Below are 25,592 nucleotides of genomic sequence, written 5' to 3' on the forward strand. Positions count from 1 at the left end.
TGTCATGAAGAAAAGAGTGACACGAGAATGGGATGAGCGCAAGGCACACGTGCACGAAACTTCGTAGCAGGGGTCGAGGTGTCTTTTGGTCGTTCCTGCAGGCTCCACTCCTACCCGCTCACGTGGGTCAGCCGCGCGAGCGGAGAATCAACTGGGCCGCGCTGATGTCGTCGATGACGAGGTCGGTGATCAGTCCGCCGCGCAGCGCGGCGGTGAGAGCATCGAGTTTCGACGCTCCGGCGACGATGCAGACTCGGCGTGGCACCACCTTGAGTCGGTCGAGGCTCGGTCCACTCGATCTGTCGTTCAACGCAATTCGATCGTGGCTGCCGTCGGAACGCAGAAACACGGTGGCAATGTCCCCGACGACGCCGTCGCGCTGTAGCTCGGCTCGATCCTCGCGCTCGAGATAGCCGGCGCTGTAGACGTGACTAGGAACGGCACTGCTCATGACACCGATGCTGAACACGGCGAGGTTCATCCGGTCCTGCAGTTCCAGTACTCGCTTGATGCTCCGCTCGCGCCACAGGTGTCGGCGGGTTTCGGGGTAGTCGAAGAATGCGGGAACCGGAAAGCCCTGCGCCACAGCGCCGTAGGCGTCGGCGAAAGTTCGGACGATGTCGGTGGCGTAGGAGACCCCGGTGGTGCGGGTGTTCGCTGCGCCGTTGAGTTGCACGACGGTCGAGTTGTGGGTTCGTTTGGGTGCGAGCTTGCGACTGACGGCGCTGACGGTGGTTCCCCACGCGACGCCCATCACCATGTCCGACTCGAAGAACGACGTCAGCAATCGGCCTGCGAAGGTGGCGACGCGGTCCAGGCGCTGCAATTCGTCGACGGTTTCCGACACGGGGACGACATGTGCACGAATGTCGTACAGATCGGCGAAAGCCCGCTCGATTCGTGGTGCCTGACCGAGAGGGGTGGAGATCTTGATTTCCACCAGTCCCGATGCCCGCGCGAACGTGATGAGCCGGGACACCGTCGAACGAGATACGCCCAGCTCACGGCCGATCGCCGCCATCGTCATGTCCTGGAAGTAGTAGAGGCGCGCTGCCTGGGTGGCATGGCCGGTCCGCAGATCCGATTCGGGTGCGATGCGTTGGTCCGTCACCATCGCCAGTGTACGACCGCTTTGCACATATGTGCATCAGCTGTGCAACGCAGTGCAGGCCGTCTACCGTGGCAAACAGCACGCAATGTGGCGTGCATCACCAACTTTGCGGAGGCTACACAATGGCTCGTAAGGAACCGGAATGGGGACTACCGGCGCACATGGCTGCCGAGTTCGCCGGAACCATGATTCTCATTCTGTTCGGCGTCGGCGTCGTCGCGCAGGTCGTCTCGGGCGGTGAATCGGGAAGTCTCGGAGACCACGACTCGATCGCCTGGGCCTGGGGGCTCGGCGTGATGTTCGGCATCTACGTCGCGGGTCGGATCACCGGCGCGCACCTCAACCCCGCGGTCACGATCACGTTCGCACTCTTCCGCGGATTCAGCTGGAAGATGGTTGCGCCGTACATCCTCGCGCAGACCGCAGGTGCCTTCGTGGCCGCTCTGCTGGTGCGCTGGAACTACAACGACATGATCAACGCAGTGGACCCCGGGCACACCACCGCCACCCAGACGATCTTCTCGACGCTTCCCGGTAACGGAACTCTGCCGGTCAGCGTGTCCTCGGCACTGATCGACCAGATCATCGGTACCGCGATCCTGCTGTTCCTCATTGTGGCCGTGACCGATTCGCTCGGCACCGCGCCGATGGCCAATATGGCACCGCTGATCGTCGGCCTCATCGTCGTCGCCATCGGTTTCGCGTGGGCCACCAACGCCGGCTACGCGATCAATCCGGCCCGAGATTTCGGACCTCGCCTGGCGTCGTACATCACCGGATACGGTGGAGCCTGGCGAGATCAATACGGCGGCCTGTACTTCTGGGTCCCGATCGTCGGACCTCTCGTAGGCGGACCGATAGGAGTGTTCCTGTACGACCTGCTCATCGGAAAGAACCTACGCAAACAAGAAGGTTCGACGCCTGAGCCGCCATCACGACTCCCAGCAGACACCCAGACCACAGGAGAGAAGCCATGACCGAGTTCGCAGGAAAGTACGTCGCCGCGATCGATCAGGGAACCACGTCTTCACGCTGCATGATCTTCGATCACGCGGGCACCGTCGTCGCGGTCGATCAGAAGGAACACCAGCAGATCTTTCCGCAGGCCGGTTGGGTCGAGCACGACGCGTCGGAGATCTGGGACAACGTGCGGGCTGTTGCGGCCGGTGCCATGGCCGCAGCGGATCTGACGCGCGAGGACATCGCCGCCGTGGGTATCACCAACCAGCGCGAGACGGCGCTGGTGTGGGATCGCGCGACGGGCAAGCCGATCTACAACGCCATCGTCTGGCAGGACACCCGTACCGATCGCATCGCCACCGCGCTGGGCGGCGGCGACGCCAACAAGTACACCGCCAAGACCGGTCTGCCCCTGGCCACCTACTTCTCCGGCCCCAAGATCAAGTGGATCCTCGACAACGTCGACGGTGCACGGGCGAAAGCCGAAGCGGGAGAACTGTGTTTCGGAAACATGGACACCTGGGTGCTGTGGAACATGACCGGCGGTGTCGACGGCGGGTTGCATTACACCGATCCGACCAACGCCTCACGCACCCTGCTGATGGATCTCGACTCCCTGCAGTGGGACGAGAGCATCTGTGCAGACATGGGCATTCCGATGTCGATGCTGCCCGAGATCCGCTCGAGCTCCGAGGTGTACGGAACCGGCCGTGAGCGCGGACCGTTCAGTGGAGTGCCGATCGCCGGAATCCTCGGCGATCAGCAGGCAGCGACCTTCGGGCAGGCCTGCCTGTCTCCCGGTGAAGCCAAGAACACCTACGGCACAGGCAATTTCGTGCTTCTCAACACCGGTACCGAAAAGGTGATGAGCAAGAACGGTCTGCTGACCACGGTCTGCTACAAGATCGGCGACCAGCCGACGGTGTACGCGCTCGAAGGTTCCATCGCCGTGACGGGCTCGTTGGTGCAGTGGCTGCGCGACAACCTGGGCATGATCTCCTCGGCCGCGGACATCGAGACCGACGCACGGTCGGTGGACGACAACGGCGGTGCCTACTTCGTCCCCGCCTTCTCCGGTCTGTTCGCACCGCACTGGCGATCGGACGCCCGCGGTGCCATCGTGGGATTGACGCGCTTCGTCAACAAGGGCCACCTGGCGCGTGCCGTCCTCGAAGCCACCGCGTATCAGACGCGTGAGGTGATCGAGGCCATGAACGCCGACTCCGGCGTCGATCTCGAGGTGCTCAAGGTCGACGGCGGCATGGTGGTCAACGAACTGCTGATGCAGTTCCAGTCCGACATCCTGAACGTGGATGTGGTCCGTCCCGTCGTGGCCGAAACCACTGCTCTCGGAGCGGCTTACGCCGCCGGACTGGCCGTAGGCTATTGGGAGAGCGAAGACGACATTCGCCAGAACTGGGCCGAGGACAAGACATGGACCCCGTCCATGGACGAAGACCAGCGGGCGAAGTTGTACGCCGGCTGGAAGAAGGCAGTAACACGAACTCTCGATTGGGTTGATGAAGAATGAGTTCCACCACAACGGCCATGAGTCCTCAGGCACGCGCAGATGCGCTGGCGAGGATGGAAGCCGAAGAGCTCGACATTCTGGTGATCGGCGGCGGCGTCGTCGGTGCCGGAACTGCGCTGGACGCCGTGACCCGCGGATTGAAAGTGGGTCTGCTCGAAGCGCGTGACTACGCGGCCGGCACGTCCAGCCGCTCGAGCAAGCTCTTCCACGGCGGTCTGCGCTACCTCGAGCAGTTCAACTTCGCGTTGGTGTTCGAGGCGCTCAAGGAACGTTCGCTGGTACTGAACAAGCTGTGCCCGCACCTCGCTCGCCCGGTACCGTTCATCTATCCGCTCGAGAAGGTGATCGACCGTCCGTACGTCGGGCTCGGCATCGGCGTGTACGACGTCATGGGTGCCGGACGCGGCGTCCCGAGTCATCACAAGCACCTCGGCAAGAAGAAGACGCTCGAGTCCTTCCCGTCGGGCAAGCGCTCGGCGATCCGCGGTGCGGTGAAGTTCTACGAGGGCCAGGTCGACGACGCCCGGCACACGATGATGCTCGCTCGTACCGCGGCCGCCTACGGCGCGTTGTGCGCCAACAGCACTCGCGTCACGGGCTTCCTTCGGGAGGACGACAAGGTCGTCGGCGTCGTGGCGAGCGACCTGGAAACGGGCCGTTCCTTCGAGGTGCGGGCCAAGCAGGTCATCAACGCCGCCGGGGTGTGGACCGACGAGGTGCAGCAGATGGTCGGTGGCCGTGGACAATTCCAGGTTCGCGCCTCCAAGGGGGTGCACCTGGTGGTGCCGCGCAACCGCATCAACAGTGCCACCGGCATCATCACGCGGACCGAGAAGAGTCTGCTGTTCGTCATCCCGTGGGGTAGTCATTGGATCATCGGGACCACCGATACCGACTGGAAGCTCGACCTGGCTCACCCGGCCGCGAGCCAGAGCGACATCGACTACATCCTGGGCCACGTGAACAAATTGCTCGCCGATCCGTTGGACCGCACCGACGTCGTCGGCGTGTATGCCGGACTGCGCCCGTTGCTGTTCGGCGAATCCGATTCCACCAGCACCCTGTCCCGGGAACATGCGGTGTCCAGCCCGGTCCGCGGACTGACGGTCATCGCCGGTGGCAAGTACACCACCTATCGCGTGATGGCCAAGGACGCAGTCGATTCCGCGGTGCACGGACTCGAACGCACGGTACCGAAGTGCGTCACCGAGGACATTCCGCTCGTCGGTGCGGACGGCTACCTCGGCGCGTTCAACTCCCGCGCTCTGACGGCCGAACGCACCGGTATGCGCGTCTCACGCGTCGAGCATCTGCTCGGCCGGTACGGCACTCTGATGGGTGAGCTGCTGGACTTGATCGACGCCGATCCAGAGCTCGGAAAGCCTCTCGAGAGTGCGCCGGAGTACTTGAAGGCAGAGGTGGTCTATGCGGCCAGTCACGAAGGCGCGCAGCATCTCGACGACATTCTGACCCGTCGGACCCGAATCTCGATCGAGGTTCCCGATCGTGGTGAAGCGGCGGCCATCGAGGTGGCTCGTCTGGTTGCACCCATCCTCGGGTGGGACGATCAGCATGTTGCCGAGGAAATCGAGCACTACCGGCTTCGCGTTCTGGCAGAACGCGATTCGCAGGAGCAGCCCGACGACGACACCGCCGATGCAGCTCGACTCGGAGCACCGGACGTGCGCGCCGGGGTGAGCTGAAACGAACAATGGCGGCAGTCCTCGTGACGAGGACTGCCGCCATTGTCGGCTGTTGCGGGGTCAGCCCTGCAGCAACGTGAACGAGTGTTCGCGAATCAGAATCGACGGCCCGCCTGCCTCGTATGCCTGATCGGGGTCGCTCGAGGTCGACTGAGTCCAATGTCCCTTCGGCAGAGTGAATTCCACGGTGCCGGGCGAGGCGTTGACCATCCACGCGAACGACGCATCGGACTCACCAGCGCGCATGAGGACCAGAATGCTGTGCGCATTGCCGTCCGACCAATCCTCGTCGGAGAGCTTCTCGCCGTCGGCGCGGTAGAAGTCGACGGTGTCCGGTCCGGCTCCTTCCTCGTCGGAATCGCTGTCGTGGCGGAACCACGTGGGGCGCAGAGCCGGGTGTTCGTCGCGTAGAGCGATCAAGTGGGTGGTGAAGTCGATGAGGTCCTGATCGGCTGTGCTCCAGTCGAACCAGGAGACCTCGTTGTCCTGGCAGTAGGCATTGTTGTTGCCGTTCTGTGTCCGGCCGAGCTCGTCGCCGCCGAGGATCATCGGCACGCCGGCCGAGAGCAACAGCGTCGCAAGGTGATTGCGCTGCTGGCGGGCCCGGAGTGCGTTGACGCCCTCGTCGTCGGTCGGGCCCTCGGCTCCGCAACCCCACGAACGGTTGTCGGACTCGCCGTCCTGACTGTCCTCGCCGTTCTCCTCGTTGTGCTTGTCGTCGTAGGAGTTCAAGTCGGCCAATGTGAAGCCGTCGTGTGCGGTGATGAAGTTGACGCTGGCCAACGTGGGACGACGAGTGCTCTCGTAGACGTCCGGGCTGCCGGTGACGCGCTGCGCCAGGGCCGGAAGCGCGCCGCTTTCGCCGCGCCAGAAGTCACGAACGTCGTCGCGGAACTTGCCGTTCCACTCCGACCAGCGGGCCGGGAAGCCGCCCACCTGGTAGCCCTGGGTGTCCCACGGTTCGGCGATGAGTTTGACAGGTGCGAGCGTCGGGTCCTGGTGTACCAGGCTCAGGAATGCGCTGTGCACGTTCAGGTCCGAGTCCTGACGCGTCAGCGTGCTGGCGAGGTCGAAGCGGAACCCGTCGACGTGCATCTCGGTCACCCAGTAGCGCAGCGAGTCCAGGATCAGTGCCAGGGCAGCGGGGTGGCCGACGTTGAGACTGTTGCCGGTGCCGGTGGTGTCGTAGTACGCGCTGCGGTCCTCGTCGACCAGACGGTAGTGCGAGCCGTTGTCGATTCCCTTGAGCGAGAGCGTCGGTCCGAGGTGATTGCCCTCGGCGGTGTGGTTGTAGACGACGTCGAGAATGACCTCGATGCCGTTCTCGTGCATGGCCTTGACCAATGTCTTGAACTCGTCCACCTGGCCGCCGGTGTCGCCGCTGCTGCTGTACTCGTTGTGCGGTGCGAAGAAGCCGATGGAGTTGTAGCCCCAGTAGTTCCGCCGCCCCTCCTCGAGCAGATGCGAGTCCTGAACGAACTGGTGGATGGGCAGCAACTCCACCGCGGTGACGCCGATGCGCTTGAGATGTGAGATCGCGGCGGGATGCGCCAGACCGGCGTAGGTACCCCGAATATCCTCGGGCACATCGGGATTGGTGGCAGTGAAGCCCTTGACGTGCACCTCGTAGACGACCGTGCGATCGAGTGGTGTGCGCGGTGACTCGTCGCCGGACCAATCGAAGTTCGACTCCACGGCAACGGAATACGGCATGTGGGGGGCCGAGTCCTCGTCGTTGCGGGTCTCCGGCTCGGCGTGGAGGTGGCTGAACACCGATTCGTTCCAGTCGACCTGACCGGTGATGGCGGTGGCATACGGGTCGAGGAGCAACTTCGCGGAGTTGTGCCGCAGCCCCGACGCGGGATCCCATGGACCGTCGACGCGCAGTCCGTAGCGTGTACCTGGCGTGACGTCGGGAACCAGATCGTGGAAGACGTGGCCGGTACGCAGCGTCAACGGTGTTGTACTGCGCTCTGTTCCGTCTTCGTTCAGCACGACCACGGACACCGAGTCCGCGGTTTCGGAGTAGACGGCAAGGTTGGCACCGTCGTTCGACAGACGCGAGACGCCCAAGGGATACGGGAGACTTGATGAGAGGGGCATGCTCGCGGCAGTACCCCCGTGGGGGATCAGCGAAACGCCTGCATACCGGTCGTTCGGCTAGTATCGATGCCGAGATCGCGCCCGCCGGACTGGAGCGGAACGACAGTACGAAGGACGAGGCGATGAATTCCCCACAACCCGATGGCAGTTCGGCCCAGCTGGACGAGCTGTTCCCGGGTGACAACGCCACCGACGCGCGATTCCGGGAACTGGACTGGGCGGCGACCGATCTGGGGCCGGTGGAGAGTTGGCCGCAGGAGTTGGTGACGGCCGTCCGCACCGTCATGCCGTCGACGATCCCGATGCTGATCTGGTGGGGCCCGCATCTGGTGCAGATCTTCAACCACACGTACACCGATTTTCTCGGGGACAAGTTTCCGCAGGCCGCAGGTCAGCGGGCCAGCGAGAGCTGGCCCGAGATATGGGACGACGTCGGCGTTCTCTGCGCGCACGTGGTCGAGGACCGCAAGCCCGTGCACGGCGTTCGGCAGCTGTTCGTCATGAATCGGTTCGGCTACCCCGAGGAGACGTACTGGACCTTCTCGTACAGCCCGATCTTCGGGGCCGGACGGACGGTACTCGGCGTGTTCGTCGCCACGACCGAGGTCACGATGCAGGTACTCGGCGAACGCCGCATGCACGCGCTGCTCGCCCTGGGCTCACTGACGGGTGACGGCGCCGAGGGGCCGGTAGGCATCTGCCGCGCCGCGGTCGAGACGCTGGGTGACGAGGCCCGCGAGTTTCCCCTCGTGGTGGCCTACCTGCGCCGCGACCTCGCCGAAGACGGGCAGCTCGATCACATCGCGACCTCGGGCGCACTCGGCTGCGACGACGCGACCTGGGACCTTGCCGACGTTCTCGAAGTGTGCGACGGACGCGTTCCCTGTTCGACGGTCGAGATTGCCGGATCCGTCGCGCAGGCGGTCATCGTTCCGCTGACGCTCGCGGGACATGCTCAGCCCATCGGAGCCCTGTTGGTCGGAGTCGACGAATTTCGCGCCCGCGACGACTCCGTCGTGTCCTTCTCGATCGCGGTGGCCGAGCGGGTGTCCACGGCCCTGACCGCCTCGCATGCTTTCGAGATGGAAAGGCGACGCGTCGCGGCACTCGCCGAAGCCGACGAGGCGAAGACACGGCTGCTCGAGAACGTCGGACACGAGTTCCGCACGCCGCTGACCTTGCTCGCCGGCCCGTTGGATTCGGTGCGTGAGAGTGTCGACTCGACGCTGACCGACGTCGATCGTGAGTCCTTGGACGTCGTTCACCGCGCCTCGACTCGACTGCGTCGACTGGTCGACGATCTCCTGGACGTGGTCAGTGCCGATGCCGGTCAGCTGCGTCCCCGTCTCGAACCCACCGACCTCGGAGCGGTGACGCGCGACTGCGCGTCGCTGTTCGAGGCGGTGGCGTCGGGCAAGGGTCTCGAGCTCGTGGTCGACGTAGCCGACGATGTCGTCGTCCTCACCGACGGTGAGATGTGGACGAAGATCGTGTTCAACCTCGTCGCGAACGCCGTCAAATACACGCCGGTCGGTCGGATCTCCGTGCGCCTGCGTACCGACAGCGACGTGGTCCGCCTGGTCGTGGCCGATACCGGCCTCGGGATCCCCGCAGAGGACCTGCCGCTGATCTTCGATCGATTCCATCGAGTCGAACGATCGGGTGCCCACAGCATCGAAGGATCCGGTATCGGACTGGCGCTGGTATCGGACCTGCTCACCGTCTTGCGCGGCCGCATCGACGTCGAGAGCGAGGCGGGCCGTGGCAGTACCTTCACGGTCGTGGTTCCGCGCCTGCCCGCCGAGGCGGCTGCAGCCGTCGAACGGCCGGCCGCCCCCGCCGATTCGGTGTCGGCGATCTTCGCCGCGAGCGACTCGATGACGGTGACCACCGAGCGTGCGGACATTCTTCTCGTCGAGGACAACGTCGACATGCGTAACTACCTGGTGCGCCTGCTGACCGGCGAGGGCTGGTCCGTCACCACCGCGGGCGACATCGAGACCGCACTCGGCAGCGCTCGATCGACGATGCCTGGCCTCGTGCTCTCCGACGTTCTGCTGCCCGGACGCAGCGGTCTGGAACTCGTGGACGAGATCCGTCGCGACGACGCCTTGCAGCGGGTGCCGGTGATCCTGCTGACCGCGCGAGCGGGAACCGACTTCGTGCTCGACGGGCTCGGGCGCGGGGCCGACGACTACATCGTCAAACCGTTCCACGACCGAGAATTGGTGGCTCGAATTCGAGTGCACCTCGAACTCTCGCGCATGCGCGAACAACTGATCCAGGAAAGCGGCAACGAGGCCGCGACACTACGGACTGCACTCGACACCCGCGGATCCATCGGCCGAGCCGTCGGAATCCTGATGTCGGTGTACCGCATCGACGCAGACGCTGCCTTCACGCAGCTGACCGAGCTCTCGCAGAACACCAACCGCAAGACCCGCGACTTGGCGGCGATGATCGCCGACGATTTCACCGCCGGGCTCGACCGAGAGCGTCAGTGATTGCGGCGGTAGTTCTCTCGCTCGCGTTCCATCTCGGCCATCTTCTTCGGGCTCTTCAGATCGGCCGGTAGCCCGTGGATCTCGAGGCGTCGAGCGCGGTTCTGGTCCATGTAGGCGGCGGTGTAGAACAGCGCGAGCAGCAAACTGAGCAACACCATCGACGCGCGTAGCCAGATCGCTCCCGGAAACAGAACGAAGAATCCGATGAAGATCGGCAGGAACGGGATCATCGACCGCAGGATGTGACGTGGTGTCGCTCCTGGGCCGACGAGGTCGCGTCGAACCCAATCCTGCATGGAGTCAGGCAGTTTGCGGCCGAGGACGGCGTAGCCCAGCCACTGACCGAAGCGCGGGCGGGTGCGGGTAGAACGAGTGTTCACGACAGTGCTCCTGCTGCGATGGCCGCGTCGTTGACGCGGGTGAGGACGCGTCGTAGTTCGTCGAGTTCGGCGAGTGACGCTCCGAGTTTCGAAACGACGGTGGGTGGAATTTTCTCCGCTTTCTTGCGAAGCGCGGCCCCGGCCGGGGTGAGCGCGACGAGTAGAACGCGCTCGTCCTCGGCGCTTCGATTGCGGGTGAGCAACCCCATCGACTCCAGACGCTTGAGAAGCGGCGAGAGGGTGGGGGAGTCGAGTTGCAGGGCCGATCCGATGGATTTGACCGACATCGGCGATTCGCCCCACAGCGCCAGCATCACCAGATACTGCGGATGCGTCAGTCCCATCGGCTCGAGCAGTGGCCGATACACCGACAGCACGGCGCGGTTGGCGACGGCGAGCGCGAAGCAGACCTGGCGGTCGAGCGCGAGTGGATCTTCGGTGGTCGTCACGATGCCCAGGCTACCAGTATTGGTTAGTGCACTAACTATTAGTGAACGAAGCGATGCGGTGAAATTGGAACTGGATGCCCGAAAAGCGTTGCAAAGAAGGGTGAATGCTCGTGCAGTGATGTGTTGCCAGAGTCCCGGTCGGTCCGAATCGGGTGGATGTTCGTAGGGCGTTCCATCCGGTCGGTTGCTGTGCAATGCTCCATGCAATTCGCCGTTCCCCTGTGACAAATCCCGAGAGGATCGCCATGCGTCGTCGACGCATCTTCACCACGTTCGCCGTCGCCGCCGCGCTGTGCGTGTCCTCGGTCGGCATTGTCTCCGCCGATCCTGCCGTCTCGGCCGCCCGCATCGTCGATACCGTGATCGCGTCCGACACCCTGCGCACGCTGAGTGTGGAATCGCCTGCGATGGGGGCCGTTGTCGAGGTGCAGGTGCTGACTCCGGCAGCGAAGACCGGATCGCGGCCGACGTTGTACATGCTCAGCGGAATCGGCGAAGAGGATCCGAACAACAGCATGTGGCTCCGCAAGGGCGGAGCGGCCGAATTCTTCGCCGACAAGAACGTCAACGTCGTGCTACCGCTGGCCGGACCGGGCAGCTTCTACACCGACTGGCAACGGGACGATCCGAAACTCGGCCGCTATCAATGGGAAACGTTCCTGACCGAAGAGCTTCCTCCGCTGATCGACGCGTCTGTGGACGGCAACGGACGCAACGCGATTGCCGGACTGTCGATGGGGGCACAGTCGGCCATGATGCTGGCCGCACGTAATCCCGATGTCTACTCCGGGGTGGCGTCGTACAGCGGGTGTTTCGCCTCCTCGGAGCCCATGGGGCAGGCGAGTATCCGCGCGATCGTCGGAGCATTCGGCGGAAATGCCGACAACATGTGGGGCGGTCCTCTCGATCCTGCCTGGGCGCAACATGATTCGGTGGTCAATGCCGAAAGCCTGCGCGGCACCGACGTGTACGTGTCGGTGGGAACGGGAGCACCGGGTCGCCACGAAAGTTTCGACAGCGCGTCGGCGCTCGACGTGGTGGTGGTCGGTGGTCTCATCGAGGTGGGCGCGAACTACTGCACCCATCGACTTGCGGATCGACTGAGCCAGTTGAACATTCCCGCCACGTTCGACTTCACCGAGACCGGAACCCATTCGTGGCCTTACTGGGTGGAGCAACTGCCCAAGAGTTGGCCCACGCTGGCGGGATCGCTCGGGATCTGAGCTCACCCGCGGTTGGTGTCGCGAAAGTCCTTGGGGGTGCAGCCGAAGCGGGCCCGGAAGGCACGGCTGAAGTGCGCCGGGTCGGTGAATCCCCAGGACGCCGCCAGGGCTCCGATGGTGGTGCGGGAATTCTGGGGTTCGCACAGAGCGCGTTTGACGCCGTCGAGTCGCTGCATCCAGATCCATTCACTGGCGGTGCACGGTTCACCGGCGAACGCTCGATGCACCGTACTCAGCGACAAGTGCAGCGAGGCTGCCACTTCCGTCACGGTCAGATCCGGATCTCGCAGCCGCGCGGTCATCGCACGCTTGATTTCGCCCAGCCGTTCGGAGGCTGCGTAGGGCGCAGGCTTTTCGACACCGGTCAGCCCCACCAGACCTGCGACCAGGATGTACTCGACGCTCTGCGACACGGCCTCGGCCGACGCGGTACTCATGTCGGCGTCGTCCATGATCGACGAGATCATGCTCACGAGCAGTTTCCCTGCGCCTTGCCGTCCGGACACCGCCCGCGCGGTCAGCGAACCCGTGTCCCGGACGAGCGTTCGCAGTGTTGCGCCGGGGAGCATCAGCACGTACTGGGCAAACGGGTCGTCGAAGCGAAGACTGTACGGCCGGGTGGTGTCGTAGAGCGCGAAGTCTCCCGGTTGCAGGACCGCCGTTCGGTCGTCCTGGACGACGAACCCGGTCCCCGACGTCTGGACGCTGACCAGGAAGTAGTCGTCACTGGTTCGGGAGATACCTGCGGGCGTTCGTAGGACGGTCTGAGCTGTCGCAGATACCCGCGACAATCCGAGGGTCGCAAGTCCGGTCGACTCGATATGCCCGGTGATGGCTGACGCGTTCTCTGGAATCGTGCACTCGAGATCGACGTACGTCCGACTCACCGCAGCGGTCCAGAAATCGACGCTGTCGGCCAGATCGACGGAGTCGGTGCGCAGCGGATCGGCCATGTCAGGTACCTCCCGTCTCCTCACAGGGTAGAACGCTCCGCAGCGGTACGCAGTAGACCCGTGCGGTCGTGGCAGCCGAAATACTCGAAGTACTGCTCGTCCGCCGCCGCGACGGTCACCTCGTGATAGAGCCTGAGGGAGGCCGCGGGCCCCATCGTCGACAGATACTTCAGCGCGGCACCGAAGATGGCGACATGCGTCGGATGCGACTCGGCCCACGCTTCGAGGTCGCTCAGGCTGCGCCACCAACTCATGCCGAACGACTTGTCGGTATCGGTGCCGTTGTCGTCGACCACGGTCATGTACCGGTTGGCGAAGCAGCCGATGGCCAGTCCGTCGTCGCGAAGAAAGTCCATGCCGGCGCGCAACACCGGTTCGACGTCCCGCAGGTACATCTCTCGTTCGGACCCGGCCGTATCGGCCCAATCCTGCCCGGATCGGATGAGGCAGAGGTTCTCCTGCGGCACAATTGTGACTCTGTCGCCGTCGCGTACGACCTGAGGCTTCCCGCCGGGAGCAAGTGAGTCGTTCTGCGACAGGGGGATTCGATCCCGGACCCCACCCCAGTAGGCATGTTCCTCGATGGAACCACTGAGCGAATCCGTCAGAGTGGCAACACCTTCCATGCGGCCGATGGAGGAGAAGAGTGTCTCGTATCGGTCGACGGTCGGTCTGATGATTTCGACGAAGCGGCCTCCGACGCTGGTCCAGTGCCGACCGACGGTATCGAACCAGCGGTCGAACACTGCGACGTCGTCCCAGTAGCCGATGAACACCGTCGTGTCGATGCCCTCCTCGTCGGTGTAGCGGGCTCGGTCCCTTCGGGAGGGACCCTCGTCACCCCACGGGGAAGCGTCGGGCATGCCCTGTATTCCGAAGTAGCCCATCACGACTCGTTCGGTGGATACCGGAAAGCGGGCGACGTACGACGGGAAGGGTGGCTGGTAGCCCTCGGGTGTGCGACGCGGACACGACCGGGGAACGACGAGATGGGCGGGAATTGCCGACTCGAGTTCAGACACGAGCGGCGCCCTCGTCGAGAGCGAGCTGCTCGGTGATCTCCAGACGTAGCTCGGCCGCGACGTCCTCGGTGAAGTCGTAGCGCGTATTCGCATAGGGCTGCGTCCCCTGAACGACGCGGTCGCCCGGAGTCTTGTTGAGCCACAACCGTGTCACGTCGGGACGGGAGTAGTGGCCGGCCGGGTCGGCGGCGGCCTTGGCGATCGAAATGAGGCTGGTGTCGATGTCGGCGTAGACGATGCCTTCCGCGTCGGGTGCGAGCGGCTCGTGCATCAGTTGGCCGTCGGGCGCGAAGATGCGGGCATGACCGCCGCCTGCGGTGAGCATCGCGCGCTTGGCGTCGTCGGTGCACATGATGTCGATCATCTCGGGGGAGACGGTCGCGCAGGGGCTGATGACGAAGCAGCCGCCTTCGACGGCGTAGATGCGGCTGGCAGCGGTGTTGACCTCCGGCCCGAGGGCATAGGCCGCGCCGGTGTAGAGCGAGAAGCTGGGCCAGGCACCGATGTGCACCTGCTCGTTCTGGGCGTACATCGCGTACTTCGACAACGGTTGCAGGTGCTCCCAGCAGCACAGTGCGCCGACGCGTCCGAGGTCGGTGTCGTATACCGACAGGTCGGAGCCGTCACCTTCGCCGTACACGGTGCGTTCGACGTGAGTCGGCTTGAGCTTGCGGCGCATCGCGACGGTCTTGCCTTGGGCGTCGATGATCCACTGCGCGATGTAGAGGCTGGCCTTGTATCGCTCGCTCAGGCCCATCACGACCATGATGTGATTGTCCTTGGCGGCCTGCGCAATTCGAGCCGCCTGCGGTGTTCCGTACTCGAGTGAGTTGTCGAAGTAGCGCTGCGTGAACTGAAACCCCCAAGCCGGTGCGTCGAGCCAGATGTACCAGGGATAGCCGGGCAGGTAGGTCTCGGGAAATGCGATGAGCTCGGCTCCGGCGCGGGCCGCGTCCTCGATCAGGCCGATCGCCTTGTCGATAGACGCGTCGAGATCGAGAAATACCGGCGCGGCCTGGACTGCTGCGGCGCGAAACTGGTGGTGTGTCATTGCGGGCCTTTCGTATGGGAGGGCACCAGTTTTGCCTGCTGAGAGGCCGATGGATGGCCTCGAAGTGTCGGAATAGTTGACTCTCCGTCGCATGCCAGGGCGGTGAAACACGGCGGTAACCGGGGCCCGGTGTGTCGACACATATTCGTCATACCGACTCGTTGGCTCGGGGCTGAGAACGGTGCGCATCTGCCGCACAATGTGTGCGCGATCACACAAGACCTTCTCGCCTGTCCGGGCGCAGTCTGGACCGGACACGCCACAGGTGCCGCGATCGGCACCCGAGAAGGAGCCAACACACATGACTGCAGTCCAGGAATCGGCCGCACCGTCGTTGCCGACCGACACCGCCACCGAGCTCTACATCGCGGGGCAGTGGCACGGCGCTTCCGACGGAGGCACGTTCACCGATATCAACCCCACGACGGAACAGCCGTTGGCCGAGGTTGCTGCGGCCACGGCATCGGATGTGGACGCAGCGGTACGCGCAGCGCGTGCTCAGCTGGGTGGGGAGTGGGGCGCAACCCCCGGAGCAGTGCGCGGGAAGCTGCTCAACCGGATTGCCGACCTCATCGAACGTGACGGGGACCTACTGGCCCGGCTCGAGGCTCTCGACGTGGGCAAGCCCGTGGGTCAACCGGCCATGCTCGACATTCCCAATGCCGCAGCCACGTTCCGGCACTTCGCCGGCTGGGCCGACAAGATCACCGGCAGCTCCATCCCCACTGCGGGATACTTCGGCCAGCCGACGCACTCGTACACCGTCCGTGAGCCGGTGGGCGTCATCGGCATGATCGTTCCCTGGAACACCCCGCTGATGATCGCCGCGTGGAAGCTCGCGCCCGCGTTGGCCGCCGGAAACACCGTGGTCGTCAAGCCGCCGGAGGATGCGCCGTTGTCCATCCTGCATCTGGCTCGTCTGATCGACGAGGCGGGAGTACCTGCCGGAGTGGTCAATGTTGTTCCAGGGCTTGGAGAAGTGACCGGCGACGCGTTGGTCGGGCATCCGGACGTAGACAAGATCAGCTTCACCGGCAGCCCTCGGGTCGGCAAGCTCATCGCCAAGAAAGCTGCAGATACGTTCAAGCGAACCACGCTCGAACTCGGCGGCAAGTCCCCGCAGATCATTCTCGAGGACGCGGATCTCGAGGCGGCGATCAACGGAACCGCGATGGGATTGTTCTTCAACCAGGGCCAGGTGTGTGCGGCCGGTACGCGGGTTCTGGTGCATCGCTCGCTGTATTCGCAGGTGGTCGACGGTCTGGCCGCTGCGGCGTCGGCTCAGGTTCTGGGTGATCCGTTCGATCCGTCGACGACGATGGGTGCGCTGGTCAACGCGAAGCAGCGCGACAGCGTTCTGGGGTACATCCAGGCCGGACGCGACGGTGGAGCGCGAGTGGCGGCGGGTGGCGGACGGCCCGACGGCGCAGGGTATTTCGTCGAGCCGACGATCTTCACCGACGCGGACAACGACATGAAGATCGCGCAGGAGGAGATTTTCGGCCCCGTGGGCACGGTGATTCCGTTCGACACCGCCGACGAGGCCATCGCCATCGCCAACGGCACGGTGTACGGACTGGCCGCGAGCATCTGGACCCGAGACGTGTCGAGGGCGCACACCCTTGCTGCGCAGGTTCGTTCCGGCGCGGTGTGGGTGAACGGTTGGGCCGCAATCGATCCCGCACTCCCCTGGGGAGGCATGAAATCCAGTGGCACGGGCCGTGAACTCGGATGGGCCGGAATCGAGGCCAACACCGAGGAGAAAGTCGTCACGATCGTTCTGTAGAGCTGACGCAGGTGAGCGGAACCTCGTAGCAGGGGTCGAAGTTCCGCTCACGTGGGGTAACGCGGTGTTTACCGACGGAAGCGCGATTCGTAACGAGCAGGTCGGAAGATTTAGTTCAACGGACGTAGAACAACGTCCGAACGGATCGGAAGGCGATGATGACGATGCCCGAACCCTAGGTCCGAGCAGGGAGCCGCTACCGTAGGGCTGTGCCGAAGCTCGTGGATCACGACGAACGCCGCCGCGCGATCACTGCGGCAACCCGGCGTTTGATCGCTGCCAAGGGGATCGATGCCGCGAACATGCGGGACATCGCGACCGAGGCGGGATACACGAACGGTGCACTGAGCCACTACTTCGCGGGCAAGGACGAGATTCTCCGCACCGCATTCGAGCACGTCTTCGAGGCAACGAACCGCCGTATCGACGAAGCTCTCGGCGATGCAACGGGATTCGATGCCCTCCGCATCTTTTGCCGAGAAGTGATGCCGACGACCGAAGAGACTTTGCTCGAGGCGAGAATTGCAGTCTCGCTGTGGCAACGCGCAATGTACGACGAGCACATGGACGACACGAACCGTCGATCCTTGGTGTCGTGGCGGGCGCGGATGGCGGAGTTTCTCGAGCAGGCTCGTGCGGAAGGCGACGCCGGCGACTTCGACGTCGATCTCGCCGTCGAAACGTTGCTCAACATGATGATGGGTATGCAGATTCTTGGCGTGCTCACTCCCGATGACACCACTGCCGACCGGCAGTTCGAGATGCTCGATCGGTTCATAGCTCAGCTGTAGTCACCCTGCGTGCGATTCGGTCCTGCCCGCATGCCTTCGTTATTCAACGTCTGTAGAACCAACACCCGACCTCGAGGAACATCCATGCCAACCCTCACGCCCCACGCAATCGACCACGCCTTGTCGTTGCCCACCGAAGACGAGATCGCACAGGTTCGGAATGTCGTCGACGACGCCGGATTCGTCACTGCTGCAACCCGGTTCGTCTACGTCGGACTGGACGAACCGGACAAGGCCGAGCTGTACGTCGCCGAACCGACCACCCGACGTACCTTCCGGGTGCTGTTGCACGACATCTCGACACCCGATGCCGTCGATCTTCTCGTCTCTCTCGACGAGCGTCAGGTGATCGGCTCCACGCGGCTCGACGCGATCCGTGACGGCCAGATGCCGGTGCTCGACGAGGAATTCGAGCTCGTCGAGAGCGTGCTCTCCACCGATCCGGACTGGCTTGCCGCGCTGGCCGCGCGCGGACTGGACGTAGCACACGTTCGAGTGGCACCCCTTTCAGCAGGGGTGTTCGACTACCCGGGCGAGCACGGTCGACGCATCCTGCGCGGCCTGGCCTTTCGTCAGGACTACCCGGCCGATCATGCGTGGGCGCATCCCATCGACGGTCTGGTCGCCTTCGTGGACGTGATGAATCGGACGGTGGACAAGGTCGTCGACCTGGGTGCGGTTCCCATTCCGGAGGAGTCGGGAAACTTCGACGATCTGTCCGTCACCGGCCCGCTGCGCACCACGCAGAAGCCGATCGAGATCACTCAACCCGACGGCCCGAGCTTCACGGTTCGGGGCAATCTCGTCGACTGGGAGAAATGGTCTTTCAGGGTCGGCTTCGATGTGCGTGAGGGCCTGGTGCTGCACCAGATCGGGTTCGAGGACGGGGGTACCGTGCGCCCGATCGTTCACCGCGCTTCGATCGCCGAAATGGTTGTCCCCTATGGAGATCCGTCCCCGGTTCGGTCGTGGCAGAACTACTTCGACACCGGTGAGTATCTGGTGGGACGGTACGCGAACTCACTCGAACTCGGGTGCGACTGCGTCGGCGATATCACGTACTTCGACGCCGTGATCGCCGACGAATTCGGCAACCCGAAAACGCTGACCAACGCCGTGTGCATGCACGAGGAGGACTTCGGAGTGCTCTGGAAGCACACCGATCTGTGGTCGGGCTCGCAGGAGACCCGCCGCCAGCGCCGACTCGTGATCTCCTTCTTCACCACCATCGGCAACTACGACTACGGATTCTTCTGGTACCTCTACCTCGACGGCACCATCGAATTCGAGGTCAAAGCAACCGGAATCGTATTCACGTCCGGGCATCCCGGTGGTGACTACCCCTACGCAACAGAGATCGCCCCTGGACTCGGAGCGCCGTGCCACCAGCATCTGTTCAGTGCGCGACTCGACATGATGGTCGACGGTACCGGCAACTCCGTCGAGGAGATCGAGACCCGCCGGGTACCGATGGGACCGGACAACCTGCACGGCAATGCCTTTGCTCTGCAACACACCCCACTGGCCACGGAAGCCGAGGCGCAACGTATCGCCGACGGCACGGTGGGCCGCGTCTGGCACGTCACCAATCCGACCTCGCTGAGCCGGCTCGGAAAGCCCGTCGGATACACGCTGCACCCCGAAGGCCAGCCATTGCTGCTGGCCGACGACAACTCGTCGATCGCGCGACGTGCCACGTTCGCCACCAAGCATCTCTGGGTGACGCAGTTCGACCGAAGCGAACGTTATGCCGCAGGCGATTTCGTCAATCAGCATCATGGGGGAGCGGGTCTGCCGGCATTCGTGGCGTCGAACCGTAGCCTCGTCGACGAGGACATCGTGCTGTGGCACACCTTCGGGCTCACCCACTTCCCGAGACCCGAGGACTGGCCGATCATGCCGGTGGACTACACCGGCTTCAAACTGAAGCCCGCGGGATTCTTCGATCGCAACCCCACCCTCGACGTGCCGCGCTCGAGTTCTGCGCACTGCGCCGCCTCGAGCTGCGCGAGCGGTGAGCAGAATGTCTGAAACGCAATCGAATTCGACGGCAGGTGCGCTCCGCGGATCCATCGGCGTCGTCGGAATCGTGTTCCTGGTCATCGCCGCTGCAGCGCCGCTGACCGCCATCGGCGGGGCCCTGCCGGTCATGATCGCGACAGGCAACGGAGCTGGCGCTCCGCTCGCCTACATCGTCGCGGCCATCGTCCTGCTGATCTTCAGCGTCGGGTACGCGGCCATGAGCCGACACATGGTGGATACCGGTGCGTTCTACGCCTACGTGGAGAAGGGGCTCGGGAGAACCATGGGCCTCGGTGCCGCGGGTCTCGCGCTGCTGACGTACACCGCCATTCAGGCGGGCATCTACGGCCTCGCTGCATCGACCGTCGACAGCCTGGTCGTGAAGTACGGCGGACCCGACCTGCCGTGGTGGTTGTGGGCGCTCGGTCTCGTCGTGATCGTGGCGCTGCTCGGCTACCGCAGCATCGATCTCGGTGCCAAGGTGCTCGGAGTACTGCTGGTGCTCGAGATCGGCATCATCGTGATCCTGTCGGTCGCCGTGTTCGCCAAGGGTGGCGCCGCGGGCATCGACGTCGAATCGTTCACTCCCTCGGCCTTCTTCAGTGGATCGCCGGGAATCGCCCTGATGTTCGCCATCGCGTCGTTCATCGGCTTCGAGGCCACCGCGATCTACGGCGAGGAGGCGCGTAACCCCACGCGGACCGTTCCGATCGCGACCTACGCCGCCGTCGTCACCATCGGATTGGTGTACGCGGTGTCGAGTTGGGCTGTGGTACTCGCCTTCGGCAGTGCATCCGTCGCGCAGGCCGCTGCCGACGACACGGCGGGATTGACTTTCGCCGCTGCCGCCCAGTACTTGGGCCCGATGTCGGCGGACATCATGGAAATCATGTTGGTCACCAGTCTCTTCGCCGCCCTGCTCGCGTTCCATAACGCAATCGGGCGATACGTATTCGCACTGGCCCGAAAGGGAGTCGCCCCGTCGATGTTGGCACGCACCCACTCTCGGCACGGCTCCCCTTACATGGGGTCACTGTTCCAGACCGCCTCGGCAGCGGTGGTTCTCGTGGTCTTCGCGGCAGCAGGCGCAGACCCGGTGTTGCAACTGTTCACGTGGATGTCCGGACTTGCCACCGTGAGCATCCTGGTTCTGATGATCCTCACGGGCGGCGCGATCATCGCGTTCTTCCGTCGATCGACCGTGGATACGCGCACCTGGCACACCGTCGTCGCGCCTGCGCTGGGAACCCTGGGGCTGGTGGCGATTCTGGGCCTCGTGCTGGACAACTTCACGCTGCTGATCGGTGGTTCGGGAGTGCTCGCCGCCCTTCTGTTGATCGTCGTCGTGGCATTCTTCGTGGGAGGAACAGTGACGGCACGAGCGACTCGGAGTCGAACTCTCGAGACGACGGAGGTCTGACGCCGATGGTCATGACGGTGCTGATGGCGCTCGGTGCAGTGGGTGCTGTTCTCCCGCTGCTCGGACGTGGCAAGCACACGGGGCGGGTGCGGTGGGCTCACCTCTGCATGGGCACCGTCATGGCAGCCATGGTGGCCTTCGGTACCGACCCATCCATGGCACTGATATCGATACTCGCTCTCGTCGCGGTTGCCGTGCACGTCACCGCGGACGTGCCGAACAGGACCCGATCTATTCCATGCGCGGTGGACCTGACGTGCATGGCCGTGCTGCTGATGATGCTGCCGCCCATGCACTCCCACGCGGAATCGCAGGCGGCGACGCGGCACCGGCACGGAGTCGAGGCCGATCCGAGGATCATCGCCGCGCTGCTCCTGGTGGGGTGGATGGCCGTGACGATCCACCTGCTCCGCACCAACCCGCCCGGACGACGAGTGACCGCGGGTTCCGCATTGATGATCCTGGGAATGGCGCCGATGGCCTTCTGACCGAGCTCGCTTCGCCACTTGGTCGCTCCTGCAGGCTCCGCTCCCGGTGGTGCGCATCTGACCCAGAATGTGTGCGCGCAGCGACATGTTTGTGCCTGCGAATTCGGCCACTGTTGTGTCGACGGTCACAACAGAAAGAGGCGGCGCATGTCGACGGACTACATCGTAGTGGGAGCAGGATCAGCAGGAAGCGTCATCGCCAGGAGGCTTCTCGACGCCGGGCATACCGTGCACGTGATCGAGGCCGGACCGGTGGATACCGACCCGGCGATCCACTCACCCCAGGGCTGGCCGACACTGCTCGGCGGATCGCAGGACTGGGGACTGTTCACCACCCCGCAGAAGCACGCCAACGATCGGCGGATCTTCTGGCCGCGTGGACGCGTACTCGGCGGCAGCTCGTCCCTCAACGGAATGATCTACGTCCGAGGACATTCCAGCGACTACGACGGGTGGGCGTCCGCCACCGGCGATGCCGGGTGGTCGTGGGAGAACGTACTGCCGCTGTTCAAGCGCTCGGAGTCACACGAGCTCGGAGCCAACGAGTTCCACGGCGGCGACGGGCCACTGCCGGTGTCCATCATGGGCACCCCGCATCCCCTGGCGGCTGCCTTCGTGGATGCGGCAGTCGAGCACGGGCACAAGCTCATCGACGACTTCAACGCCGACGAGATGGTCGGCGCGGGCTACAACCACACCACCACCCGTGACGGTGAGCGGATGAGCGCGTGGAAGAGCTTCGTCGGCCCGGTGTTGAGCAATCCCGATCTGATGGTGACCACCGGGGCGCTCGTGCACAAGGTGGTGCTCGAGAACGGCCGAGCGGTGGGGATCGAGTTCAGCCGAGGCGGCTCCAATGTACAGAAGTCGTTCGCCGATCACGAGGTGATCCTGTGCGGCGGAGCCATCGGTTCACCGAAGGCGTTGATGCTCAGTGGAATCGGGCCGTCCGGGCATTTGGCTGAACTAGGAATCGACACAGTTGTCGACCTGCCGGGCGTGGGCGAGAATCTGCATGATCACCTGCTGCTGAGCAATATCTACGAGTCACTCGAGCCGCTCGCTGCCGGCACCAACAACCTGCTAGAGGCGCAGTTGTATGCCCGCAGCACCGGATGGGCAGGCGCTGCACCGGATCTGCAGCCGCTGTTCATGCACATTCCGTACCCGGCAGACGGATACCCGGTGCCAGAGAACGGCTACACCATCGCACCCGGCATCGTCGCTCCACGCTCGCGGGGGACCCTACGGTTGGCGTCCTCGGACCCGAGTGAACTGCCACTGGCGGATCCGAACATCCTGGCCGATCCGTACGACCTCGAAGCGATGGTCGACGCGGTGGAGATCTGCCGCGAGATCGGTGCCTCCGACGCGTTCGCGCCGTGGCGTAAGGCCGAGGTGGTTCCTGGACCGAGCGCGCGCACACGCGACGACCTGCGGGCCTATGTTCGCCAAACCGCTGGCACCTACCACCACCAGGTCGGAACCTGCAAGATGGGAGCCGAGTCGGACGTCGATGCCGTTGTCGGAGCAGACCTTCGGGTCCGCGGCGTCGAGGGGCTGCGCGTCGCGGACGCGTCGATCATGCCCACGGTGCCGTCGGGGAACACCAACGCACCGTCCATCATGGTGGGCGAGCGGGCCTCGGATCTGATCCTGGGAAGCTAGGGGATCGGACAGGCTTGTTGCACCCGCGAAACGTGGAGGTGACGTCGTCGAAGTGCAGTGACGTCACCATGGATGGTGCATGCCTCGTGCGGAGGTCATCGGTAGTCGAGCGGAGTCGACATGGTCGTGCACGATTTGTCCACCCACCGTCGAAGCGATCGATTCGAGGTGTGGCGGGAGGTGATCTGCCGTGAATTCACTCCGCTCACACCCGAGATCGAGTCGATCGTCGACGGCGGTTTCGATGCCCGCGTCGAATTGAGGCCACTCGGATCGACCAATCGCGCCGTGCTCGAGTCCGTGGGGCAACGCATCGCGCACGGAGAGACAGAAGTAGCGCACACCGGTGACGGCGTCTACTTCGTGAACATCCAATTGGCCGGTATCTGTCGGGTTCGCACGGAATCTGCAGGTGCCGTCAATGTCGTGCCCGGTCAATTCACCGTAGTGGACACCACTCGTCCGTACTGGTTCGACTACGAGGGTCCTTGGCGCGTCATGTCCTATCAGGTCCCGCACAGTTGCCTGGCGCACTCGGGCCTGTCGCAGGCCCCGACGATCGGGCGGCCACTGGATACGGGTGCGGGTACCGGCCTGGCACTGACGTCGATAATGAAGGCTCTGTGGGAGCTGGCCCCGGACGAGTCGACGTCGTCAGGCGTACATCTCGAGCGCGCCTTCTATGCCACCGTAGCGGCAGTTCTCGGTGAAACGTGGGGGACTGCCGCAGCTTCGTCGAGCGCGATCACAGCGGCAGCGACCGAATACATCCGCACGCATCTGGGTGACCCCGACTTGTCCGTTTCGGTTGTCGCGCGCGCGTTGTCCGTGTCGCCGCGGACCGTCCACTACGCCTTTTCCAAGGGAGCGTCGTTCTCCACGGTGTTGCGTGAGCACCGACTGGCTGCGATCGCTGCCGCTCTGCGAGATCCGAAAAACTCGGCCGGTATCTCGCGTATTGCGGTGCACCACGGCATGATCGATGCGAGCGCGTTCAGTAGGGCCTTCCGACAGAAGTACTCGATGTCTGCACGCGACTATCGGGCCCAGGCGCGCTTCTCTGCGTGAGGACCCGCGGACGTTGCGCACACGGCACAGAGTCTTGCGCTGCACAGCAAGACCATCGGAGCGCTCCGGCGGTGAGATGGGAGTCTGCAACTCGCCGACTGGAAAAGGACGCCCCATGCCCATCAGTTTCGACCTCACCGACCAGCAGGAAGCACTGAAGAAGGGCGCGCGTCAGTTCGCCGACACCTATCTCCACGACCTGTCCGCACAGGTGCGATCCACGCCGGACCCACTCGAACGCGCTCTGTTGGCGCGACCGGTATTCGAGAAAGCGGTGGAAGCGGGTTTTCTGAAAGGCCTGATTCCGATTCCCTTCGGTGGACTCGCCTCGAGCGGTGTGGACGCAGCGCTGTTCGTCGAGGAATTTGCCTCTGCCAGTCCAGATTTCACGATCAGTCTGGCGGGTCCCCTGATTGCTCTGGCTCCGGTGTACGAGGCCGGGACCCCGGAGCAGATCGCCCGTTTCGTCGCGCCGTTCCTGGTCGACTCCGGCAGCCCGGTGGCTGCCATGGCGTACAGCGAACCCGGTGGCAGTGCCAATTTCGACGCGCCGCTGCCTGCCGAAGGGACCCGGACAACCGCAATCCTCGACGGCGATCACTGGGTTCTCAACGGCGAGAAGGTCTGGGCGTCACATCTGGGAGGGTGGGACGGATTGGGACCCGACATCATGACGGTCGTATGTCGCACTCCTGGTGGCGTGTCGATCATCGTCGTCGAGCGCGAACAGCTCTCGACCGGTTTCTCGGTGGAAGAGGTGTACGACCTACCCGGTCTCAAGGGGTGCCTGACCTCGCGCGTCAGATTCGACAACGTCCGCGTCCCGAAGTCCAACCTGATCGGGGAGGAAGGGCAGGGAGTGCAACTGACTCGCAACGCATTCTTGGCGAGCGGTGCATCGATCGGAACGTTCTCCGTCGCCGCCATGCGCCAGGCCTTCGCTGCGGCATTTGCGTTCGCCACGTCGGAGAAGAGGGGCGGGCCGGTGCCGATCATCGATCATCAAGCGGTCGCCGACGTGCTCACCGACGCGAAAGGCAAGATCGAAGCGGTTCGATTGCTGTCGTGGCGTGCGCTCGACGCAGTGATGTCACAACATCCGAGCGCACTCGAAATGGCCCTGCACGCCAAGATCTTCGGATCCGAGACAGCGGTCGCGGTCATCAACGACCTGGTCAAGATCGTCGGCGTCGAGGCGTACAACCCGAGCTTCCCGATACTGCGGTATCTGGCGGACGCCACTGCGTACCCGATCATCGAGGGCAGTAATACCGGTGTACGTCGTCGGCAGATGCACGACGTGATGCGGACTGCGGGATGGGATCCACTCGGTGCCTCCGGGATGGCGTGAGGTCTCCA

20 protein-coding genes are annotated in these 25,592 nt (G+C 64.2%); 13 read left to right on the plus strand and 7 right to left on the minus strand.

Annotation, left to right across the window (positions count from 1 at the left end):
• Nucleotides 1-127: 127 nt before the first annotated feature.
• A complete protein-coding gene (locus R4P47_RS12495; protein ID WP_094638970.1) occupies nucleotides 128-1,111 on the minus strand; it encodes a sugar-binding transcriptional regulator in 984 nt (327 codons plus the stop codon).
• Between the two features lie 122 nt (nucleotides 1,112-1,233).
• On the opposite strand from R4P47_RS12495, the gene R4P47_RS12500 reads away from it, so the two are divergent.
• Genes R4P47_RS12500 through R4P47_RS12510 form a run of 3 tightly spaced genes read left to right on the plus strand, consistent with a single transcriptional unit; the run spans nucleotide 1,234 to nucleotide 5,305 of the window.
• A complete protein-coding gene (locus R4P47_RS12500) occupies nucleotides 1,234-2,088 on the plus strand; it encodes an MIP/aquaporin family protein (protein WP_032379865.1) in 855 nt (284 codons plus the stop codon).
• Nucleotides 2,085-3,602 (plus strand): glycerol kinase GlpK, encoded by a 1,518-nt coding sequence (glpK, locus tag R4P47_RS12505; RefSeq protein ID WP_094687540.1) that lies wholly within the window; start codon nucleotides 2,085-2,087, stop codon nucleotides 3,600-3,602. The genes R4P47_RS12500 and glpK overlap by 4 nt, the downstream gene beginning before the upstream one ends.
• On the plus strand, nucleotides 3,599-5,305 hold the full coding sequence (locus R4P47_RS12510) for a glycerol-3-phosphate dehydrogenase/oxidase (protein ID WP_094638844.1): 1,707 nt from the start codon (nucleotides 3,599-3,601) through the stop codon (nucleotides 5,303-5,305). Before glpK ends, R4P47_RS12510 begins: the two co-directional genes overlap by 4 nt.
• A 60-nt stretch (nucleotides 5,306-5,365) precedes the next feature.
• On the opposite strand, the gene glgX is transcribed toward R4P47_RS12510, so the two are convergent.
• Nucleotides 5,366-7,408 (minus strand): glycogen debranching protein GlgX, encoded by a 2,043-nt coding sequence (glgX, locus tag R4P47_RS12515; RefSeq protein WP_317784902.1) that lies wholly within the window; start codon nucleotides 7,406-7,408, stop codon nucleotides 5,366-5,368.
• A gap of 122 nt (nucleotides 7,409-7,530) precedes the next feature.
• On the opposite strand from glgX, the gene R4P47_RS12520 reads away from it, so the two are divergent.
• A complete protein-coding gene (locus R4P47_RS12520) occupies nucleotides 7,531-9,912 on the plus strand; it encodes an ATP-binding protein (RefSeq protein WP_317784903.1) in 2,382 nt (793 codons plus the stop codon).
• Here R4P47_RS12520 and R4P47_RS12525 read toward each other — a convergent pair.
• Nucleotides 9,906-10,292 (minus strand): DUF5313 family protein, encoded by a 387-nt coding sequence (locus R4P47_RS12525; protein ID WP_149407169.1) that lies wholly within the window; start codon nucleotides 10,290-10,292, stop codon nucleotides 9,906-9,908. The two genes, R4P47_RS12520 and R4P47_RS12525, sit on opposite strands and share 7 nt — an antisense overlap.
• Nucleotides 10,289-10,741 (minus strand): MarR family winged helix-turn-helix transcriptional regulator, encoded by a 453-nt coding sequence (locus R4P47_RS12530; protein WP_317784904.1) that lies wholly within the window; start codon nucleotides 10,739-10,741, stop codon nucleotides 10,289-10,291. The genes R4P47_RS12525 and R4P47_RS12530 overlap by 4 nt, the downstream gene beginning before the upstream one ends.
• A gap of 245 nt (nucleotides 10,742-10,986) precedes the next feature.
• Between R4P47_RS12530 and R4P47_RS12535 the strand changes: the two genes are divergently transcribed.
• Nucleotides 10,987-11,964: an alpha/beta hydrolase gene (locus R4P47_RS12535; protein ID WP_317784932.1), complete on the plus strand. Its 978-nt coding sequence runs from the start codon at nucleotides 10,987-10,989 to the stop codon at nucleotides 11,962-11,964.
• A gap of 2 nt (nucleotides 11,965-11,966) precedes the next feature.
• On the opposite strand, the gene R4P47_RS12540 is transcribed toward R4P47_RS12535, so the two are convergent.
• Genes R4P47_RS12540 through R4P47_RS12550 form a run of 3 tightly spaced genes read right to left on the minus strand, consistent with a single transcriptional unit; the run spans nucleotide 11,967 to nucleotide 14,990 of the window.
• Nucleotides 11,967-12,917 carry a helix-turn-helix domain-containing protein gene (locus R4P47_RS12540; RefSeq protein ID WP_283347379.1) on the minus strand — a complete coding sequence of 317 codons (951 nt, stop codon included), beginning with the start codon at nucleotides 12,915-12,917 and terminating at the stop codon, nucleotides 11,967-11,969.
• A 20-nt stretch (nucleotides 12,918-12,937) separates the two neighbouring features.
• A complete protein-coding gene (locus R4P47_RS12545) occupies nucleotides 12,938-13,939 on the minus strand; it encodes a phenylacetaldoxime dehydratase family protein (protein WP_317784905.1) in 1,002 nt (333 codons plus the stop codon).
• Nucleotides 13,932-14,990 (minus strand): carbon-nitrogen hydrolase family protein, encoded by a 1,059-nt coding sequence (locus R4P47_RS12550; RefSeq protein ID WP_317784906.1) that lies wholly within the window; start codon nucleotides 14,988-14,990, stop codon nucleotides 13,932-13,934. Before R4P47_RS12550 ends, R4P47_RS12545 begins: the two co-directional genes overlap by 8 nt.
• Before the next feature lie 301 nt (nucleotides 14,991-15,291).
• Between R4P47_RS12550 and styD the strand changes: the two genes are divergently transcribed.
• From styD to R4P47_RS12590, 8 genes are all read left to right on the plus strand, one after another.
• On the plus strand, nucleotides 15,292-16,776 hold the full coding sequence (styD, locus tag R4P47_RS12555) for a phenylacetaldehyde dehydrogenase StyD (protein ID WP_068054454.1): 1,485 nt from the start codon (nucleotides 15,292-15,294) through the stop codon (nucleotides 16,774-16,776).
• Nucleotides 16,777-16,997: 221 nt separating this feature from the next.
• A complete protein-coding gene (locus R4P47_RS12560; RefSeq protein WP_317784933.1) occupies nucleotides 16,998-17,567 on the plus strand; it encodes a TetR/AcrR family transcriptional regulator in 570 nt (189 codons plus the stop codon).
• A gap of 84 nt (nucleotides 17,568-17,651) precedes the next feature.
• On the plus strand, nucleotides 17,652-19,598 hold the full coding sequence (locus R4P47_RS12565) for a primary-amine oxidase (protein ID WP_317784907.1): 1,947 nt from the start codon (nucleotides 17,652-17,654) through the stop codon (nucleotides 19,596-19,598).
• Complete coding sequence (locus R4P47_RS12570; protein WP_317784908.1) at nucleotides 19,591-21,009, plus strand: APC family permease; 1,419 nt, start codon at nucleotides 19,591-19,593, stop codon at nucleotides 21,007-21,009. The genes R4P47_RS12565 and R4P47_RS12570 overlap by 8 nt, the downstream gene beginning before the upstream one ends.
• Nucleotides 21,010-21,014: 5 nt before the next feature.
• Nucleotides 21,015-21,497 (plus strand): DUF5134 domain-containing protein, encoded by a 483-nt coding sequence (locus R4P47_RS12575; RefSeq protein ID WP_317784909.1) that lies wholly within the window; start codon nucleotides 21,015-21,017, stop codon nucleotides 21,495-21,497.
• A 147-nt stretch (nucleotides 21,498-21,644) separates the two neighbouring features.
• A complete protein-coding gene (locus tag R4P47_RS12580) occupies nucleotides 21,645-23,165 on the plus strand; it encodes a GMC family oxidoreductase (RefSeq protein WP_317784910.1) in 1,521 nt (506 codons plus the stop codon).
• A gap of 120 nt (nucleotides 23,166-23,285) precedes the next feature.
• Nucleotides 23,286-24,233, plus strand: a complete 948-nt coding sequence (locus R4P47_RS12585) for a helix-turn-helix domain-containing protein (protein WP_317784911.1) — start codon at nucleotides 23,286-23,288, stop codon at nucleotides 24,231-24,233.
• Nucleotides 24,234-24,348: 115 nt separating this feature from the next.
• A complete protein-coding gene (locus R4P47_RS12590) occupies nucleotides 24,349-25,584 on the plus strand; it encodes an acyl-CoA dehydrogenase family protein (protein WP_317784912.1) in 1,236 nt (411 codons plus the stop codon).
• Nucleotides 25,585-25,592: the final 8 nt, after the last annotated feature.

It is taken from the genome of Rhodococcus sp. IEGM 1370 (assembly GCF_033142325.1).
GTDB lineage: Bacteria > Actinomycetota > Actinomycetes > Mycobacteriales > Mycobacteriaceae > Rhodococcoides.

What these genes read in the sequence shown, in the direction of transcription:
- R4P47_RS12500 (WP_032379865.1), top strand. Translation starts at nt 1,234, where the DNA reads ATGGCTCGTAAGGAACCGGAATGGGGACTACCGGCGCACATGGCTGCC.
- glpK (WP_094687540.1), top strand. Translation starts at nt 2,085, where the DNA reads ATGACCGAGTTCGCAGGAAAGTACGTCGCCGCGATCGATCAGGGAACC.
- R4P47_RS12510 (WP_094638844.1), top strand. Translation starts at nt 3,599, where the DNA reads ATGAGTTCCACCACAACGGCCATGAGTCCTCAGGCACGCGCAGATGCG.
- glgX (WP_317784902.1), bottom strand. Translation starts at nt 7,408, where the DNA reads ATGCCCCTCTCATCAAGTCTCCCGTATCCCTTGGGCGTCTCGCGTCTG.
- R4P47_RS12520 (WP_317784903.1), top strand. Translation starts at nt 7,531, where the DNA reads ATGAATTCCCCACAACCCGATGGCAGTTCGGCCCAGCTGGACGAGCTG.
- R4P47_RS12535 (WP_317784932.1), top strand. Translation starts at nt 10,987, where the DNA reads ATGCGTCGTCGACGCATCTTCACCACGTTCGCCGTCGCCGCCGCGCTG.
- R4P47_RS12540 (WP_283347379.1), bottom strand. Translation starts at nt 12,917, where the DNA reads ATGGCCGATCCGCTGCGCACCGACTCCGTCGATCTGGCCGACAGCGTC.
- R4P47_RS12550 (WP_317784906.1), bottom strand. Translation starts at nt 14,990, where the DNA reads ATGACACACCACCAGTTTCGCGCCGCAGCAGTCCAGGCCGCGCCGGTA.
- styD (WP_068054454.1), top strand. Translation starts at nt 15,292, where the DNA reads ATGACTGCAGTCCAGGAATCGGCCGCACCGTCGTTGCCGACCGACACC.
- R4P47_RS12565 (WP_317784907.1), top strand. Translation starts at nt 17,652, where the DNA reads ATGCCAACCCTCACGCCCCACGCAATCGACCACGCCTTGTCGTTGCCC.
- R4P47_RS12570 (WP_317784908.1), top strand. Translation starts at nt 19,591, where the DNA reads ATGTCTGAAACGCAATCGAATTCGACGGCAGGTGCGCTCCGCGGATCC.
- R4P47_RS12575 (WP_317784909.1), top strand. Translation starts at nt 21,015, where the DNA reads ATGGTCATGACGGTGCTGATGGCGCTCGGTGCAGTGGGTGCTGTTCTC.
- R4P47_RS12580 (WP_317784910.1), top strand. Translation starts at nt 21,645, where the DNA reads ATGTCGACGGACTACATCGTAGTGGGAGCAGGATCAGCAGGAAGCGTC.
- R4P47_RS12585 (WP_317784911.1), top strand. Translation starts at nt 23,286, where the DNA reads ATGGTCGTGCACGATTTGTCCACCCACCGTCGAAGCGATCGATTCGAG.
- R4P47_RS12590 (WP_317784912.1), top strand. Translation starts at nt 24,349, where the DNA reads ATGCCCATCAGTTTCGACCTCACCGACCAGCAGGAAGCACTGAAGAAG.